19 protein-coding genes are annotated in these 16374 nt (G+C 63.6%); 12 read left to right on the top strand and 7 right to left on the bottom strand.

The features are described from left to right. Positions 1–8 precede the first annotated feature (8 nt). The 4 genes from cpaB to BJ6T_RS40125 all read right to left on the bottom strand — a co-directional run bounded on the left by cpaB (position 9) and on the right by BJ6T_RS40125 (position 1959). Entirely contained in the window at positions 9–803 is a 795-nt protein-coding gene (gene cpaB, locus BJ6T_RS40135) for a Flp pilus assembly protein CpaB (protein ID WP_014498227.1), read from the bottom strand. A 126-nt stretch (positions 804–929) separates the two neighbouring features. Continuing rightward, a complete protein-coding gene (locus BJ6T_RS40130; RefSeq protein WP_014498226.1) occupies positions 930–1454 on the bottom strand; it encodes an A24 family peptidase in 525 nt (174 codons plus the stop codon). A gap of 123 nt (positions 1455–1577) precedes the next feature. Continuing rightward, positions 1578–1724 carry a hypothetical protein gene (locus tag BJ6T_RS47845; RefSeq protein WP_167541714.1) on the bottom strand — a complete coding sequence of 49 codons (147 nt, stop codon included), beginning with the start codon at positions 1722–1724 and terminating at the stop codon, positions 1578–1580. 70 nt (positions 1725–1794) lie between these two features. After that, a complete protein-coding gene (locus BJ6T_RS40125) occupies positions 1795–1959 on the bottom strand; it encodes a Flp family type IVb pilin (protein ID WP_014498224.1) in 165 nt (54 codons plus the stop codon). 269 nt (positions 1960–2228) lie between these two features. Between BJ6T_RS40125 and BJ6T_RS40120 the strand changes: the two genes are divergently transcribed. Both BJ6T_RS40120 and BJ6T_RS40115 read left to right on the top strand, forming a co-directional pair. Further along, positions 2229–3056 (top strand): sterol desaturase family protein, encoded by an 828-nt coding sequence (locus tag BJ6T_RS40120; RefSeq protein ID WP_014498223.1) that lies wholly within the window; start codon positions 2229–2231, stop codon positions 3054–3056. Positions 3057–3214: 158 nt separating this feature from the next. After that, positions 3215–3712 carry a pilus assembly protein N-terminal domain-containing protein gene (locus BJ6T_RS40115; RefSeq protein ID WP_014498222.1) on the top strand — a complete coding sequence of 166 codons (498 nt, stop codon included), beginning with the start codon at positions 3215–3217 and terminating at the stop codon, positions 3710–3712. Positions 3713–3901: 189 nt separating this feature from the next. Here BJ6T_RS40115 and BJ6T_RS40110 read toward each other — a convergent pair whose 3' ends face one another. The 3 genes from BJ6T_RS40110 to BJ6T_RS40100 all read right to left on the bottom strand — a co-directional run bounded on the left by BJ6T_RS40110 (position 3902) and on the right by BJ6T_RS40100 (position 6280). Beyond that, positions 3902–4114: a cold-shock protein gene (locus BJ6T_RS40110; protein ID WP_028170322.1), complete on the bottom strand. Its 213-nt coding sequence runs from the start codon at positions 4112–4114 to the stop codon at positions 3902–3904. 268 nt (positions 4115–4382) lie between these two features. Then, complete coding sequence (infA, locus tag BJ6T_RS40105; RefSeq protein ID WP_008131890.1) at positions 4383–4670, bottom strand: translation initiation factor IF-1; 288 nt, start codon at positions 4668–4670, stop codon at positions 4383–4385. A gap of 23 nt (positions 4671–4693) precedes the next feature. Then, complete coding sequence (locus BJ6T_RS40100) at positions 4694–6280, bottom strand: DEAD/DEAH box helicase (RefSeq protein WP_028170321.1); 1587 nt, start codon at positions 6278–6280, stop codon at positions 4694–4696. A 505-nt stretch (positions 6281–6785) separates the two neighbouring features. On the opposite strand from BJ6T_RS40100, the gene urtA reads away from it, so the two are divergent. From urtA to ureC, 10 genes are all read left to right on the top strand, one after another. After that, a complete protein-coding gene (urtA, locus tag BJ6T_RS40095; protein WP_028170320.1) occupies positions 6786–8108 on the top strand; it encodes an urea ABC transporter substrate-binding protein in 1323 nt (440 codons plus the stop codon). An 82-nt stretch (positions 8109–8190) separates the two neighbouring features. Then, positions 8191–9798, top strand: a complete 1608-nt coding sequence (urtB, locus tag BJ6T_RS40090) for an urea ABC transporter permease subunit UrtB (protein ID WP_014498218.1) — start codon at positions 8191–8193, stop codon at positions 9796–9798. A 7-nt stretch (positions 9799–9805) separates the two neighbouring features. After that, complete coding sequence (gene urtC / locus BJ6T_RS40085; protein WP_014498217.1) at positions 9806–10963, top strand: urea ABC transporter permease subunit UrtC; 1158 nt, start codon at positions 9806–9808, stop codon at positions 10961–10963. Between the two features lie 5 nt (positions 10964–10968). Further along, complete coding sequence (gene urtD, locus BJ6T_RS40080; RefSeq protein ID WP_014498216.1) at positions 10969–11730, top strand: urea ABC transporter ATP-binding protein UrtD; 762 nt, start codon at positions 10969–10971, stop codon at positions 11728–11730. 3 nt (positions 11731–11733) lie between these two features. After that, on the top strand, positions 11734–12429 hold the full coding sequence (urtE, locus tag BJ6T_RS40075) for an urea ABC transporter ATP-binding subunit UrtE (RefSeq protein WP_014498215.1): 696 nt from the start codon (positions 11734–11736) through the stop codon (positions 12427–12429). Positions 12430–12465: 36 nt separating this feature from the next. Next, the gene (locus BJ6T_RS40070) at positions 12466–13296 is read left to right on the top strand and encodes an urease accessory protein UreD (protein WP_014498214.1); all 831 of its coding nucleotides are present in this window, start codon (positions 12466–12468) and stop codon (positions 13294–13296) included. Positions 13297–13335: 39 nt separating this feature from the next. Then, positions 13336–13638: an urease subunit gamma gene (locus BJ6T_RS40065; protein ID WP_007605424.1), complete on the top strand. Its 303-nt coding sequence runs from the start codon at positions 13336–13338 to the stop codon at positions 13636–13638. Between the two features lie 10 nt (positions 13639–13648). Then, complete coding sequence (locus BJ6T_RS40060) at positions 13649–13954, top strand: urease subunit beta (RefSeq protein WP_014498213.1); 306 nt, start codon at positions 13649–13651, stop codon at positions 13952–13954. Positions 13955–13957: 3 nt separating this feature from the next. Next, complete coding sequence (locus tag BJ6T_RS40055) at positions 13958–14497, top strand: HD domain-containing protein (RefSeq protein WP_014498212.1); 540 nt, start codon at positions 13958–13960, stop codon at positions 14495–14497. Between the two features lie 37 nt (positions 14498–14534). Then, entirely contained in the window at positions 14535–16250 is a 1716-nt protein-coding gene (gene ureC / locus BJ6T_RS40050) for an urease subunit alpha (protein WP_014498211.1), read from the top strand. Positions 16251–16374 lie beyond the last annotated feature (124 nt).

The following is a 16374-nucleotide window of genomic DNA, read 5'->3' as shown; positions in this document are numbered from 1 at the left end:
GACAGTCCTCATCGTGCCTTCGCCGTCGCGCTTGGAATGCCGTAGCGAATGATCGAAACGCCATCGCGCTTCGCGGAATCATCGAGCGTGATCTCGCTCATCTTGACGTCGGCGATGCTGCGCAGCGCCAGCGACAGCGTGCCGCTCTGCCGGGCCGCGGAGAGCGTCGCCGTCTGCGCGGGATTGAGCTCGAGCGTGACGGTCCTGCCCACCACGGTGTTCTGGCCGTCCTTTTCCTTCGGCGCCTGGTCGATGGCCAGCACGCGGATATTGGCCAGGATGATCTCGGACGTGACGATGTCCTGGGCGCCGGCGCCCTGGTCGGCGTTCTTGAGACGGCGCGTCAGCAGCACGTCGACGCGGTCGTTGGGCAGGATGAAGCCGCCCGCGCCGGTCTCCGGCGAGATCTCGGTCGAGATCGCGCGCATGCCGGTCGGCAGGATCGCCGCCATGAAGCCGGAGCCCTCGGCCCTGACCAGCTTCTGGTCGCGGATCGGCTCGCCCTGGATGAAGGGCGCGCGGGCGATCGCGCCGATGACCTGGGTTGCGCCCTCGGGGCGCTCGTTGCGGCGGATGAAGGTGGAGCTCGCGGTCGCAGCCGGCCAGGTCTGCCATTGCACGTCTTCCGGCTTCACGGTCTGGCCGAGGCCGATGTCGTTCTTGGCGACCAGGACGTCGACGGTCGGAAGCTGTGCGACCGGAGCCGCCGGTGGCGGCGCAGAGTCCGAGCCGCTCGCCAGGTACGCGGCGACACCGCCGGCGCAGATGGCGACCGTCAGGACGACAATGCGTGCCCTATTCATACGCTTCACTTTCCACAAAACGCCGCGACGCAGCCGCCGCCGTAATCGGCAGTTGACCAGCTATTCGTCAAAGCATGGTTAATGAGGCGTATCTAAATCGGCTTAACGCCAGCTTACCCGGTGCGTTCAGCGCAGTGCGAGGTGAGCGAGGTCGATCGCCTTCACCCATTCGGTCTCCGGATAGACCATCAGCGCGCCGAGCGTGAGCGCGATGCCGTAAGGAATGCCGCTCTCCTTGTCGTGCAGCCGTGCCAGCCAGGCCTGGCCCGCCAGCCCGTACGGCAATGGCCATTGCCGGAACTGGAGCAGGAGCAGCGTCAGCGCTCCGCCGAACAGCGAGGCGTAGAGCAGGAAATCCATCAATTGCGCGAAGCCGAACCAGAGCGCGACCGAAGCCGCGACCTTGGCGTCACCGCCGCCCATCCAGCCCATCGCAAAGCAGCCGAAGGCCACGACGAGGAGCAGTGCGCCGGCGCCGACATGGCTCAGCATCTCGTAAGGTGCCATGCCACCGGCGAACGCGAGCACGAAGAAGCCCGCGATCAGCGCCAGCGACACGCGGTTCGAGATGGTCATCGTGAAGAGATCGCTCGCGGCGGCGAAGGCCATCAGGGCCGGGAAGAGCAGAAGGCGCGCAAGGTCGAGGATCATGGGCGGCGTCTTGAGCTTGGGTTCATCGCGGGATCGGAGTGTCGCCGCATGCTAGCCGGCAGTGCTAAACAAACCGACAACGGCGGCAGCGACGCCGCGAGCGGGGACCTGCCGGAGGCGCACTCACCAGATGCTGGCGATGCGCGCGGCGAGGACGGCCGTCGCGAGCAGCAGTGCAAGGCAAACCCAGTACGCCGGCGAAGAGGTCCAGGCCGCCTCCGCCTCGCTCGCCGCAACCGCGGCTTCGGTTCTGTACTCGCGTAACGCCACTGGAACTCGCCGCATTCAGAAAAACAAAGGCCCCGGAGGTCCGGGGCTTTTGCCGTCGTTGGTCGGTTGCTTACTTCAGCGAGGAGCTGATCGAGCCGAACTTGGTGTTCAGCGAGCTGCCGAGGTTGTTGACGACGGTGATGATGGCCAGCGCGATGCCGGCGGCAATCAGGCCGTATTCGATGGCGGTGGCGCCGGATTCATCCTTCGCGAAACGCGCAATCAGGTTCTTCATGAACTAAACTCCGTCTGGGGTGTGATCGCCTCGTTCGGCGCTGTGCTTGACGCGATAAACATGAGATCCGAGCTCTTTCGGTAGAGTTAATTCGATCGGGCAAACCGGCTTCCAGCCCGATGCTTTTGCCCAGAGTGAATTTGGCCTTAAGGACGCAATCGAAATTCTTCCTGTTCCAAATGCGTCCCAAGCGCGCCGTGGACTTCACCCTCCCTTAAATTTCGGGGAGTAGGCCTAAGCGGGATCAGAAGTTTGGAAGAGAGGCGACGATGTCGAGCCTGCCCATGCAAGTCGCCTTGATGCTCGGCGAGACCATCCAGAAGATGGTCCCCGTCACCTTCGTGCTCGCGGCGGTCTTCACCGTGCTCGAGCATTTCTGGGCCTGCAATCCCGGCGCGCCGTGGTGGCGCAAGCGCGAGATCCTCACCGACATCTGCTACTGGTTCTTCGTTCCGGTGTTCGCCCGCACCATGCGGATCGGACTTCTGATCGTCGGTGCCGGTGCCGTCTTCAACATCCACGACGCCGACGACCTGATCGCCTTCTACGACAATGGCCATGGCCCGCTGGCGCAGTTGCCGCTGTGGGTACAGGCGATACTGTTCCTGGTGCTGTCTGACTTCATGCTGTACTGGCTGCACCGGCTGTTCCACGACGGCGGATTCTGGAAGTACCACGCCATCCATCATTCGTCAGAGGAGATCGGGTGGATTTCCGCGGCCCGCTTCCATCCCGTCAATCTCATGCTCGGGACGATCGGCGTCGACGTCGTGCTGCTGATGGCCGGCATCTCCCCGAACGTCATGATCTGGCTCGGTCCGTTCACCACCTTTCACTCGGCCTTCGTGCACGCCAACCTGAACTGGACCTTCGGGCCGTTCAAATATGTGCTGGCGACGCCGGTGTTCCACCGCTGGCACCACACCGCGCTCGAAGAGGGCGGCGACACCAATTTTGCCGGGACGTTTCCGATCTGGGACGTGCTGTTCGGCACCTTCCGCATGCCGGAGGGGAAACTGCCGCAGGACTACGGCAAGGACGAAGCGACCATGCCGAAGGAGATCGGGGGCCAGCTCGCCTATCCGTTCCGCCAGTAAGGGATCTTCCGAGGCAGCAAAACGCACAGTCCGTTCAAACAATAGTCGGCGAGTTTGCGGAACGTTCACGAATTAAGGGCAGGTTAGCCGGGTCGGGCACCGGCTCCGCTGTGTATCGAATCGCTTCTGCCGGTTTGTGACGTCCCGGGGGTAAGAGTATGCGTAAAGAGTTGCTGCGCCGTCATGCGCGCGTTTGTCTTCTGGTTGCGGCTGCGGTGCTGGCATCGCCGGCCGCCAGCCTTGCCGAGGCGACTGCGGACACCATCGCCGTCAGTGTCGACCAGGCCAAGCTGGTCCGGCTGCCCGGCAAGGTGGCGACCATCGTGGTCGGCAATCCGCTGATCGCCGACGTCACGCTCCAGCCCGGCGGCATGATCGTCGTGACTGGGAAGGGCTATGGTGCCACCAATTTCATCGCGCTCGACCGGGGCGGTGAGATCCTGGTCGACCGTCAGATCCAGGTCGAAGGTCCGAGCGACCGGCTCGTCACCGTCTATCGCGGGGTCGAGCGCGAGTCCTACAGCTGCATGCCGCTGTGCCAGCGCCGCGTGACGCTCGGCGACAGCGACAACTACTTCAACAACACGATGAGCCAGGCCGGTTCGTTGAGCAACAACGCCAGCGGCAACGCAGGCGCTGCCGCCAAAACGAACTAGCAAGACGAGATCGCAGGACGAACTGGCAAGACCGACGTGTTGTCAGTTGCGTCTACGACAGCGCGGATGCGGCGGGGACGACCTGCTGAGTCCATCCGTTCTTTCGGACATGAAAAAAGGCCGTGCGTTGCGCACGGCCTTTTCCTTTTGCTTGCTCGCTGGAGCCGTCCGGGCCAAAGGCCCGTGGGCTCAACCGGCGGAGCGGAGGTTGTCCGCTGCCGACTTGCCGGAACGACGGTCGGCCACGATCTCGTAAGAGACCTTCTGACCTTCACGCAGCGTGCCGAGACCGGCGCGCTCGACGGCGCTGATGTGCACGAAGACGTCCTGGCCGCCATCGTCGGGCTGGATGAAGCCAAAGCCCTTGGTCGCGTTAAACCACTTCACGGTTCCCATGCTCACGGGGTAGTTCCTTCTCAGATGTGCAGTGTCGAAGCCTACTTTCGCAGGCGGGTTAGATCGAGTTTCTGGAAGGGTCGTCAGCGTGTCTGAACCGGCTGTACCGGTGGATGCCAATGTCGTCCGGCCGAAAATCGATGGGCTGATTTTATTGGAATTAAGGCACCAAAACAATCCTGACGTGCACGATTTTTTGATCCGCCGCGATCGACACGGCGGATCAGCATACAGGTCAGAATTTTACTTTCGCAGCCGAGATGCTGGAAGCGGATCAGCGGCGGCGGAACTGGCCACCGCGCTGTCCGGGACGGGGAGGCCCGCCCACGCCACTCGGACGTTCGTCCTTGTGGCGGAAAATCAGCCGGCCCTTCTCGAGGTCGTAGGGCGACATTTCCACGGTCACGCGGTCACCCGCCAGCGTCTTGATGCGGTTCTTCTTCATCTTGCCGGCGGTGTAGGCGACGATCTCGTGCCCGGCGTCGAGTTGCACGCGGTAGCGCGCGTCGGGGAGGATTTCGGTGACCAGTCCTTCGAACTGGATCAGCTCTTCCTTAGCCATGAATTTCTCCAGGTCGTGGACGGCTAGTGCGAAAAGGGTTTGCGGGTCGGTTGGCCGTTCGGCCGACTCTCGCGGCGTAAAAAGGCCACGCCTTGTATCCCATCGGGCTTGCCGGCGCTATGCGCAGGACGCTGTTCCGACCGGTCGGTTGGGGAAGAATGCATCTTGCCACCGGAGCGGCGGCGACGAGACCCTTTCGAGGCCTTCGGGCCGTTGCCGGGCCTTCCTTCAGCATGCCTTCCCTCAACATGCCGTCCGTCGCCGTGCCGGCCTTCACCGGGCCGTCCATCGCCCTGCTTGGCGGCGCTATGGTGGCGTCCGTCGGCATGCCTTTCGTCGGTGCGTCGTCCGTCAGTGTGACGTCCCTCACCATGCCTTGCGCCGTGCGGACGCTGGCCCGGGCGGCCCGGCCGGCCCTGTCGTTGCTGCGGCGGGGGCGGACCCGCATCGCGGCGCCCCGCATCGGTGCGGAGATCCTCGCGCGGCAGCGCCACCTTGATCAGTCGCTCGATGTCGCGGAGATAGCTGAGTTCCTCGCCGCCGGCGACCAGCGAGATCGCGGTACCGTCGGCACCGGCGCGCGCGGTGCGACCGATACGGTGCACATAGGTCTCGGGTACGTTCGGCAGGTCGAAATTGATGACGTGGCTGATGCCGTCGACATCGATACCGCGGGCGGCGATGTCGGTGGCGACCAGGGTGCGGATCTCGCCGGAACGGAACTGGGCGAGCGTCCGCTCGCGATGGTTCTGTGACTTGTTGCCATGGATGGCGCTGGCGGCGATGCCAGCCTTCTCGAGTGTCTTCACGACCTTGTCGGCACCATGCTTGGTGCGGGTGAAGACCAGCGCGCGATTGACCGGCTCGTCCTTCAGGAGCTTGGTCAGGAAGGCGGGCTTGGCGGAGAAATCGACCTGGATGATGCGCTGGTTGATCCGCTCGGCGGTCGAGGACACCGGGGTGACCGCAACGCGGGCGGGGTCCCGCAGCATCGCGTCGGCGAGCTCGGCGATGTCCTTCGGCATGGTGGCCGAGAAGAACAGCGTCTGCCGCTTGATCGGCAGCTTGGCGACGATTTTGCGGATGTCGTTGATGAAGCCCATGTCGAGCATGCGGTCGGCCTCGTCGAGCACGAGGAATTCGACGCTTCCAAGCTTCAGCCCGTTGCTCTGCACGAGGTCCAGCAGCCGCCCGGGGGTCGCCACCAAGACATCGAGGCCAGGCATCAGCGCGCGAACCTGGCGGCCCATCGGCACGCCGCCGATGGCCAGTGTCGAGGACAGGCGGATGTGGCGGCCGTAGGCGTTGAAGCTATCGAGGATCTGGCCGGACAGCTCGCGGGTGGGCGAGAGCACCAGCACCCGGCAGGTCTTCGGCTGCGGCTTGATGCGGTTCTCCAGCAGGCGGTGCAGGATCGGCAGCGCGAAGGACGCGGTCTTGCCGGTGCCGGTCTGGGCGATGCCGACGACGTCGCGGCCGGTCAGCGCCGTGGGAATCGTCTGGGCCTGGATGGGGGTGGGAGTGACGTAATTCTCTTCGGCGAGAGCACGCGCGATGGGTTCGGCAAGGCCGAAGTCCTGAAAGGAAGTCAAAAGATGGGTTCTTTCCATGTCGAAAGCGGGCGCCCGGCGCAATCAGCGGGGCACGCGCAATAAGGGTGTCGAATAGACACCTGCGTGTTTGGGGTGTCGGATGGCTTGATGGGATGGGGCAAGCCAGAGGCCCGAAAGGGCTTAAGAACACGCGGCTCGCTACGACCCCTTGATTCGAAAGAGGTCTCGAACGTCCATATGGAACATTCAGGGGGCGGTTTCAAGGCAACGCGGCCTCAAACCGCGATTGCAGTGCAGAAATAGTTATGCCGGAAATTTAGACAGAGTTGCTGTTTTGCTTAAAAATAAACTGTCTGCCGCATTGGCATACATTTTGTTCGCCCAAGATTTGAGCAGCTGGACTGCGGCGAAAGTTGGATTGCAGCAAAATTACCTAGCCTGACCAATAGGTTGGCATGTGCTCAGCCCATGGCATGGTTCTTGCGATTCCGTTAATCGCAGGCGGCCGTGGGGCCGTTCGCAGCGTCTTTTTTCACGTCTGCGTCAGGGAGATGATACACTCATGCTTAACAAATCCACTCACGATATAGCGGCGTCATTTAGCCGCCGTGGCGTTCTCGCCGCGACCGCCGGACTGATGATGGGTCTGGCTTCATTGACCGGCGCAAAGGCCGCGGACGACACCATCAAGGTCGGCGTCCTTCATTCTCTCTCCGGCACCATGGCCATCAGCGAAACCACGCTGAAGGACACCGTCCTCTTCCTGATCGACGAGCAGAACAAGAAGGGCGGCGTGCTCGGCAAGAAGCTCGAAGCCGTCGTCGTCGATCCCGCTTCGAACTGGCCGCTGTTCGCCGAAAAGGCTCGCGAGCTGATCACCAAGGACAAGGTTGCGGTCGTGTTCGGCTGCTGGACCTCGGTGTCGCGCAAGTCGGTGCTCCCGGTGTTCAAGGAGCTGAACAACATCCTGTTCTACCCCGTGCAGTACGAGGGCGAGGAGAGCGAGCGCAACGTGTTCTACACGGGTGCTGCGCCGAACCAGCAGGCGATCCCCGCCGTCGACTATCTGATGAAGGACGAGAAGGTGAAGCGCTGGGTGCTCGCGGGCACCGACTACGTCTATCCGCGCACCACCAACAAGATCCTGGAAGCCTACCTGAAGTCGAAGGGTGTCGCCCAGGAAGACATCATGATCAACTACACGCCGTTCGGTCATTCCGACTGGCAGACGATCGTGGCCGACATCAAGAAGTTCGGCTCGGCCGGCAAGAAGACGGCGGTGGTCTCGACCATCAACGGCGACGCCAACGTCCCCTTCTACAAGGAGCTCGGCAACCAGGGCATCAAGGCCAAGGACATCCCGGTGGTCGCGTTCTCGGTGGGTGAGGAAGAGCTCGCCGGTATCGACACCAAGCCGCTGGTCGGCCATCTCGCCGCCTGGAACTACTTCGAGTCGATCAAGAACCCGGCGAACGAGAAGTTCATCAAGGATTGGCAGGCCTACACCAAGAACCCGAAGCGCGTGACCAACGATCCGATGGAGGCGCACGTGATCGGCTTCAACATGTGGGTGAAGGCCGTCGAGAAGGTGAAGTCGACGGATCCGGACAAGGTGATCGACGCGCTCCCCGGCATCGAGGCGCCGAACCTGACCGGCGGCGTGTCGAAGATGCTGCCGAACCACCACATCACCAAGCCGGTGTTCATCGGCGAGATCAAGGGTAACGGCCAGTTCGACGTGGTCTGGAAGACCCCGAGCCTCGTTGCCGGCGACGCCTGGTCGAAGGAGCTCGACGGCTCCAAGGACCTGGTCGGCGACTGGGTCGGCAAGAAGTGCGGCAACTTCAACACCAAGACCAACAAGTGCCTCGGCTCCGGCTCCTGATCCGGATCTGACGTTTGATTGCACGACGGGAGAAGACGGCTATTCCGCCGCCTTCTCCCCACTTCTGCCGGGGTGATCCACAGTGCCAACCAATTTATCCGCTCGTCTCTCGACCTTTGTCCTCTCGTTATTCCTGATCGCGTTCGCACTGCCGGCCTTTGCCGGTCCGTTCGAGGACGCGGTCGCCAAATTCGCCAACGACGATTACTCCGATACGGAAGAGGCAATCGGCGCGGTCGCGAGCAGCGGCAACAAGCTGGCTTTCCCCATCATCAACGCGCTCCAGGACGGCCGTCTCATGGCCGACCCTGACAGCAAGAAGGTTTACGTCACCGGTGCCGACGGCAAGTCGATCGATGCCGCGACCGGCGAGCCCGTCGCCAACGTTCCCGACAGCGCGAGTGCGGTCCGCCTCAACAACCGCCTGCGCCGCAGCGTCGACGCCGCGCTTGGCAGCCTGACGCTCCAGTCGCCGGATGTCGGAACGCGCCTCCAGGCCGCGCAATCCGTTTTCAAGTCGCATGAGGAGACCGCGCTCGAGGCAGTCGATGGCGCGCTCGCCAAGGAAACCAACAAATCGGTCAAGGCTGCGCTCGGCGAAGCCCGCGCGGCTATCCTGCTGTTCAAGCCGGACGCCACCGAGGTCGAGAAGCTCGAGGCGGTGGCGACCCTCAAGGCGCGCGGCGACCAGGAGGCGATGGCGCTGCTGACAGGCATGGGCGACCAGCCGGCCTCGGTGACCAAGGCCGCCGCGAGCGCGATCGGCTCGATCCAGTCTTCGCTCGCGGTCTGGTCCACGGTGCAGAATGCCTGGTACGGCCTCTCGCTCGGCTCGGTGCTGCTGCTCGCCGCGATCGGGCTCGCCATTACCTTCGGCGTGATGGGCGTCATCAACATGGCCCATGGCGAGATGGTGATGATCGGCGCCTACACCACCTTCGTGGTACAGGAGGTGATCCGCACCCGCTATCCCGTACTCTTCGATTATTCGCTCTTGATCGCCGTGCCGCTCGCCTTCCTCGTCGCCGGCGGCATCGGCGTGCTGATCGAGCGCAGCATCATCCGTTTCCTCTATGGCCGTCCGCTGGAGACGCTGCTGGCGACCTGGGGCTTGTCGCTGGTGCTGCAGCAGGCGGTTCGAACCATGTTCGGCCCGACCAACCGCGAGGTCGGCAATCCCTCCTGGATGAGCGGCGCGTTCGAGCTCGGCCAGATCACCATCACCTATAACCGGCTCTGGATCCTCTGCTTCACGCTGGCCGTCTTCGTCATCCTGCTCGCGATGCTGCGCTACACCGCGCTCGGCCTCGAGATGCGTGCGGTGACGCAGAACCGCCGCATGGCGGCCTCGATGGGCATCGCCACCTCGCGCGTCGACGCGCTGACCTTCGGTCTCGGCTCCGGCATTGCCGGCATCGCGGGCGTGGCGCTGTCGCAGATCGACAATGTCAGCCCCAATCTCGGCCAGAGCTACATCATCGACAGCTTCATGGTCGTGGTGTTCGGCGGCGTCGGCAATCTCTGGGGCACGCTGGTCGGCGCCTTCACGCTCGGCATCGCCAACAAGTTCCTGGAGCCGGTCGCAGGCGCCGTGCTCGGCAAGATCGCGATCCTCGTCCTCATCATCCTGTTCATTCAAAAGCGGCCGCGCGGCCTGTTCGCGCTCAAGGGCCGTGCGGTGGAAGCATGACCCCCACATGCTGACCAGGTCGCTCGACCGCGGCGCGACGATCTTTCTCGCCATCGTCGCGGCCTGCGGCATCCTCATCCCGCTCTCCAACCTGCTGCTGCCCGCGGGCTCGGTCCTGCAGGTGCCGACCTATCTGGTCGCGCTCTGGGGCAAATATGTCTGCTACGCGATCCTCGCGCTCTCGATCGACCTGATCTGGGGCTATTGCGGCATCCTCTCGCTCGGCCACGGCGCCTTCTTCGCGCTCGGCGGCTACGCGATGGGCATGTACCTGATGCGGCAGATCGGCACCCGCGGCGTCTACGGCAACCCGATCCTGCCCGATTTCATGGTGTTCCTGAACTATTCGAAGCTGCCCTGGTACTGGTACGGCTTCGACATGTTCTGGTTCGCGGCACTGATGGTGCTGGTCGTGCCCGGCCTGCTTGCGTTCTGCTTCGGCTGGCTCGCCTTCCGCTCCCGCGTCACCGGCGTGTACCTGTCGATCATCACGCAGGCGATGACCTATGCGCTGCTGCTGGCCTTCTTCCGCAACGATTTCGGCTTCGGCGGCAACAACGGCCTGACCGACTTCAAGGACATCCTCGGCTTCAACGTGCAGGCCGAGGGCACCCGTGCCGCGCTGTTTGCGCTGAGCTGCCTGGCGCTGATCCTGAGCTTCCTGATCTGCCGCTCCGTCGTGTCCTCCAAGCTCGGCAAGGTTCTGATCGCAATCCGCGACGCGGAATCGCGCAGCCGGTTCCTCGGCTACCGCGTCGAATCCTACAAGCTGTTCGTGTTCACGTTGTCAGCCTGCATGGCCGGCGTTGCCGGTGCGCTCTACGTGCCCCAGGTCGGCATCATCAACCCGAGCGAATTCGCACCCGGCAATTCGATCGAGGCGGTGATCTGGGTCGCGGTCGGCGGCCGCGGTACGCTGATCGGCGCGGCACTCGGCGCCGTCGTCGTCAACTACGCAAAAACGTTCTTCACCTCGGGCATGCTCGCGCCCTACTGGCTGTTCATGTTGGGCGCGCTGTTCATCCTGGTGACGCTGCTGTTGCCGAAGGGCATCGTCGGCACCTTCAACGCCTGGTGGGAGTCGTCAAAAGAGAAACGCACCGCGGCGACCAGCGTGAGCGCTGCGGCCGAAGATGGCGTCACCGAACCCAAGATGGCGGAGTAGGCGCAATGAACGTGATGGATACCCGCGCGACCTCCGCGATGCTCTATCTCGACGGCGTGCACGTCTCGTTCGACGGCTTCCACGCCATCAACAATTTGTCGCTGACGCTCGCGCCCGGCGAGATGCGCGCCATCATCGGCCCGAACGGCGCCGGCAAGACCACGATGATGGACATCATCACCGGCAAGACCAAGCCCGACGAGGGCACGGTGCTGTTCGACGGCGTCACCGATTTGACGCGTCTGGACGAGACCCGCATCGCTGAGCTCGGCATCGGTAGGAAATTCCAGAAGCCGACCGTGTTCGAGAGCCAGACCGTGCAGGACAACCTCCTGCTCGCGCTCAATGTCGACCACAGCGTCAAAGGCACGCTGTTCTGGCGCGGTAGCAGGGCGGAGTCTGAGCGCATCGACAAGGTGCTGGAGACGATCCGCCTCACCGATGCCCGCAACCGCCTCGCCGGCAGCCTCAGCCACGGTCAGAAGCAGTGGCTCGAGATCGGCATGCTGCTGGCGCAGGATCCGAAGCTGCTGCTCGTCGACGAGCCCGTCGCGGGCATGACCGACGTCGAGACCCATCTCACCGCCGAGCTGCTGAAAGAGATCAACAAGACCCATACCGTGATGGTCGTCGAGCACGACATGACGTTCGTGCGCGAGCTCGGTGTCAAGGTCACCTGCCTGCATGAAGGCACGGTGCTTGCGGAAGGAACCATCGACCAGGTCTCGTCCAACGAACGGGTCATCGAAGTCTATCTGGGGCGCTGAGCGATGCTTGAGGTCAAGGACATCAACCTGTTCTACGGCGCGGCGCAGGCGCTGCGCGGCGTCTCCATCGCCGCAGAGCCTGGCAAGGTCACCTGCGTGCTCGGGCGCAACGGCGTCGGCAAGACCTCGCTCCTGCGCGCCATGGTCGGCCAGTATCCGATCTCCTCGGGCGCGATCGTGCTCGACGGCAGCGACATTACCGGGCTCAAACCCTATGAGCGGGCGCGAAAAGGCATCGGCTTCGTGCCGCAGGGCCGCGAGATATTTCCTCTTCTGACGGTCGAGGAGAACCTCAAGACCGGCTTCGGTCCGCTCAAGCGCGAGGACAGGCACATCCCGGACGACGTGTTCTCGCTGTTCCCGGTGCTGCAATCCATGCTTGGCCGGCGCGGCGGCGACCTCTCCGGCGGCCAGCAGCAGCAGCTCGCGATCGGCCGCGCGCTGGTGATGCGGCCGAAATTGCTGCTGCTCGACGAGCCGACCGAGGGCATCCAGCCGTCGATCATCAAGGACATCGGTCGCGCCATCTCGTATCTGCGTAACCTCGGCAACATCGCCATCGTGCTGGTCGAACAATATCTCGACTTTGCCTGCGAACTCGGCGACAGTTTCGCCGTGATGGATCGCGGCGCGGTGAAATTCTCCTGCGACCGATCCAATCTCGATCCGGCCGAAATCAGCCGCCAGATGGCGCTGTAATCCAAAAATTTCTGCCGCGGCCGGCTGGGGAGGCGGATGCGCAGCGACGCTTTGACGACATCTTCGGTATTCGAGGCGAACCGCGCCCGCGGCGCGGTGCGCTTCGACGTCCATGCGCGCGATGGCGTGACGCGGCGGGGCGTCTTGCATGAGTCCGGCTCCCTGCGCGTGCGCTTTCCCTCGCCGGAGGGCGAGGGGCTCTCCGGCGTGTTCGTCAACACGGCCGGCGGCGTTGCCGGCGGAGATCGTTTTGACATCGAGATCGCGGCAGGCCAGGGGGCGCGCCTGACATTGACCACGGCGGCGGCCGAGAAGGTCTATCGGGCGCCAGGAGCGGCGGCGCGGCTCAATATCGCCTTGAAGGTCGCCGCAGGCGCGCATCTCGGCTGGTTGCCCCAGGAGACGATCCTGTTCGATCGCGCCCGGGTCCATCGTCGTTTCGACATCGAGCTCGACGAGGCCGCCTCGCTTCTGCTTTGCGAGATCGTCGTGTTCGGCCGCACCGCCATGGGCGAGCGGATGGAGCAGGGCGAGTTCATTGATCGCTGGCGACTGCGTCGTGGTGGCAAGCTGGTGTTCGCCGAAACCGTCCGGCTCGACGGCAATGTCGGTGCAAAACTTGGGCGATCGGCGGTGGCCAAGGGCGGTGCCGCGATCGGCACGGCGCTGATCGTTCCCGGCGACGAGCCGCTGATCGAGCGTATCCGCGAGGCCACGGAGCCATTCGCCGGCGAGGTCGGAATCTCCGCCTGGAATGGCTTTGCAATGGCTCGGTTCTGTGCCCAAGATGCGGCGCGCTTGCGTGCCGACATGATGGCGGTGCTGGCGCGGACCGGCGCGGCGTTGCCGCGGCTGTGGCTGAGTTGATGGCTGCTGAATTGATGCATTGAACGGAAGAGATGCTGCATGAACCTGTCTCCCCGCGAAAAGGACAAGCTCCTGATCTCGATGGCGGCGATCGTCGCCCGCCGCCGGCTGGATCGCGGCGTCAAGCTCAACCATCCCGAGGCGATCGCGATCATCTCCGACTTCATCCTCGAAGGCGCGCGCGACGGCCGCACCGTCGCCGAGCTGATGCAATCCGGCGCGCAGGTCCTCACCCGCGATCAAGTGATGCCAGGCATCCCCGAGATGATCCACGACATCCAGGTCGAGGCGACCTTTCCGGACGGCACCAAGCTCGTCACCGTTCATGAGCCGATCAGATAGGAGCGAGAGCATGATCCCCGGCGAACTCTTCATCCTGGACGGCGAGATCGAGCTCAATGCCGGCCGCAAGACCGTGACGCTGACGGTCGCCAACACCGGCGACCGCCCGATCCAGGTCGGCTCGCACTACCATTTCTTCGAGACCAACCCGGCGCTGAAATTCGATCGCAAGAAGGCCCGTGGCATGCGCCTCGACATCGCCGCCGGCACCGCCGTCCGCTTCGAACCCGGCCAGACCCGCGACGTCCAGCTCGTCGCCGTGGCCGGGAAGAAGACGATCTACGGTTTCCGCGGCGACGTGATGGGGAAGCTGTGAGGCATGTGGCCGCCCGTCCGGTTCATTTCCGAAGCTGCCGAAGTGGCTGCTCGTCGGCATAAGAGCATGATGCGTAAAGGGCGCGACAACGAGCCCTACGCAAATCATCTTGCCGAAGTCGCGAACTTCCTTGCTGTCGCAACGAATGGTGCGGATGCCGAACTTGTCGCAGCCGGCTGGCTGCACGATGCGCTCGAGGACACTGAGACGACTACTGACGAGCTCTCGTTGAGGTTCTCTGATCGTGTCGCCTCACTCGTCATCGAATGCACGGACGATATGAGTCTGCCAAAGGCCGAGCGTTGGCGACGACAGGTGGCCGACGCGCCGAAAAAGTCGGCCGACGCCAAGCTAATCAAGATTGCCGACAAGATCAGCAATATTGGGGCTCGCATTCGTTCCAACCCGACAGCTGAGCAGCGTGCCGATCTGATCGAGTACACCGATTGGGCGGAGCAGGTCGTCGCGGGCTGCCGCGGCGGCAATGCCTATCTCGACGAAATGTTTGACGACGTGGTGCGACGAGCGAGAGCCTCGCTGTGAGCATCGACAAAAAATTCAAACGCAAACGGGGCTTGTGATGTCCGTCAAAATAAAGCGTTCCGTCTATGCCGACATGTTCGGCCCGACCACCGGCGACAAGGTGCGATTGGCAGATACAGATCTCATCATCGAGGTCGAGAAGGATTTCACCACCTATGGCGAGGAGGTGAAGTTCGGCGGCGGCAAGGTGATCCGTGACGGCATGGGCCAGTCGCAGGTCACCAACAAGCAGGGCGCGGCCGACACCGTCATCACCAATGCGCTGATCGTCGATCACTGGGGCATCGTGAAGGCCGACGTCGCGATCAAGGACGGCATGATCTCCGCGATCGGCAAGGCCGGCAATCCCGACATCCAGCCGGGCGTCACCATCATCGTCGGCCCCGGCACCGACGTGATCGCGGGCGAAGGGAAAATCCTGACCGCCGGCGGCTTCGACAGCCACATCCATTTCATCTGTCCGCAGCAGATCGAGCACGCGCTGATGTCCGGCGTCACCTCGATGCTCGGTGGCGGCACCGGTCCCTCGCACGGCACGTTCGCCACCACCTGCACGCCGGGGCCGTGGCACATGGGGCGGATGATCCAGTCGTTCGACGCGTTCCCGGTCAATCTCGGCATCTCCGGCAAGGGCAACGCGTCGCGCCCCGCCGCGCTGGTCGAAATGATCAAGGCCGGCGCCTGTGCGCTGAAGCTGCACGAGGACTGGGGCACGACGCCGGCGGCGATCGATACCTGCCTGTCGGTGGCTGACGACTACGACATTCAGGTGATGATCCACACCGACACGCTGAACGAATCCGGCTTCGTCGAGGACACGGTCAAGGCATTCAAGGGCCGCACCATCCATGCCTTTCACACCGAGGGCGCCGGCGGCGGGCATGCGCCTGATATCATCAAGGTCGCGGGGCTGAAGAACGTGCTGCCTTCCTCGACCAATCCGACGCGGCCGTTCACCCGCAACACCCTCGACGAGCATCTGGACATGCTGATGGTGTGCCATCACCTCGATCCCTCGATCGCCGAGGACCTCGCCTTCGCCGAGAGCCGCATCCGCAAAGAGACCATCGCGGCCGAGGATATCCTGCACGATCTCGGCGCGCTCTCGATGATCTCCTCGGACTCCCAGGCCATGGGCCGCCTTGGTGAAGTCATCATCCGGACCTGGCAGACCGCGGACAAGATGAAGAAGCAGCGCGGGTCGCTCGACCAGGACAAGGGCAAGGACAACGACAATTTCCGCGTCAAGCGCTACATCGCCAAGTACACGATCAATCCCGCGATCGCCCACGGCGTGTCGAAACTGATCGGCTCGGTCGAGAAGGGCAAGCTCGCCGATCTCGTGCTGTGGTCGCCGGCCTTCTTCGGCGTCAAGCCGGACTGTATCATCAAGGGCGGCTCGATCGTCGCCGCCCCCATGGGCGATCCCAACGCCTCGATCCCGACGCCGCAGCCGGTGCACTATCAGCCGATGTTCGGTGCCTTCGGCAAGGCGCGCACCGCGTCGTCCGTGGTGTTCACCTCGAAGGCGGCCGTCACCGGCGGCCTCGCGCGAAAGCTCGGCATCGACAAGAAGCTCTATGCGGTGCAGAACACCCGCGGAAAGATCTCGAAGAAGAGCATGATCCACAACGACGCCACGCCCAATATCGAGGTCGATCCCGAGACCTACGAGGTGCGCGCCGACGGCGAACTGCTGACCTGCGCGCCCGCCGAGGTACTGCCGATGGCGCAGCGATATTTCATGTACTGAAATAGCGTCTGGACGCATGCCCCCGGCGCAGGCCCGGGGGGCGGGTTTTCCGGTTTTGCGTTCGACCCCGCCTGGTCTAAGGTCCCGCCCGGTATCTTACCTTAGAAGAAAAGCCGGGAGGATT

This window comes from Bradyrhizobium japonicum USDA 6, assembly GCF_000284375.1.
GTDB classification, from domain to species: Bacteria; Pseudomonadota; Alphaproteobacteria; order Rhizobiales; family Xanthobacteraceae; genus Bradyrhizobium; species Bradyrhizobium japonicum.
The sequence above is the reverse complement of the archived record's forward strand: the minus strand, read 5'-3'. Positions and strand labels throughout refer to the sequence as shown.

Bases quoted from the DNA above. Each gene is read 5' to 3' on its own strand.
- BJ6T_RS40060 (WP_014498213.1), top strand. From the start codon at position 13,649: ATGATCCCCGGCGAACTCTTCATCCTGGACGGCGAGATCGAGCTCAAT.
- BJ6T_RS40120 (WP_014498223.1), top strand. From the start codon at position 2,229: ATGTCGAGCCTGCCCATGCAAGTCGCCTTGATGCTCGGCGAGACCATC.
- BJ6T_RS40070 (WP_014498214.1), top strand. From the start codon at position 12,466: ATGCGCAGCGACGCTTTGACGACATCTTCGGTATTCGAGGCGAACCGC.
- ureC (WP_014498211.1), top strand. From the start codon at position 14,535: ATGTCCGTCAAAATAAAGCGTTCCGTCTATGCCGACATGTTCGGCCCG.
- urtC (WP_014498217.1), top strand. From the start codon at position 9,806: ATGCTGACCAGGTCGCTCGACCGCGGCGCGACGATCTTTCTCGCCATC.
- BJ6T_RS40100 (WP_028170321.1), bottom strand. From the start codon at position 6,280: ATGGAAAGAACCCATCTTTTGACTTCCTTTCAGGACTTCGGCCTTGCC.
- BJ6T_RS40055 (WP_014498212.1), top strand. From the start codon at position 13,958: ATGTGGCCGCCCGTCCGGTTCATTTCCGAAGCTGCCGAAGTGGCTGCT.
- BJ6T_RS40130 (WP_014498226.1), bottom strand. From the start codon at position 1,454: ATGATCCTCGACCTTGCGCGCCTTCTGCTCTTCCCGGCCCTGATGGCC.
- urtD (WP_014498216.1), top strand. From the start codon at position 10,969: ATGAACGTGATGGATACCCGCGCGACCTCCGCGATGCTCTATCTCGAC.
- urtA (WP_028170320.1), top strand. From the start codon at position 6,786: ATGCTTAACAAATCCACTCACGATATAGCGGCGTCATTTAGCCGCCGT.
- cpaB (WP_014498227.1), bottom strand. From the start codon at position 803: ATGAATAGGGCACGCATTGTCGTCCTGACGGTCGCCATCTGCGCCGGC.
- BJ6T_RS40125 (WP_014498224.1), bottom strand. From the start codon at position 1,959: ATGAAGAACCTGATTGCGCGTTTCGCGAAGGATGAATCCGGCGCCACC.
- urtE (WP_014498215.1), top strand. From the start codon at position 11,734: ATGCTTGAGGTCAAGGACATCAACCTGTTCTACGGCGCGGCGCAGGCG.
- BJ6T_RS40065 (WP_007605424.1), top strand. From the start codon at position 13,336: ATGAACCTGTCTCCCCGCGAAAAGGACAAGCTCCTGATCTCGATGGCG.
- BJ6T_RS40115 (WP_014498222.1), top strand. From the start codon at position 3,215: ATGCGTAAAGAGTTGCTGCGCCGTCATGCGCGCGTTTGTCTTCTGGTT.
- infA (WP_008131890.1), bottom strand. From the start codon at position 4,670: ATGGCTAAGGAAGAGCTGATCCAGTTCGAAGGACTGGTCACCGAAATC.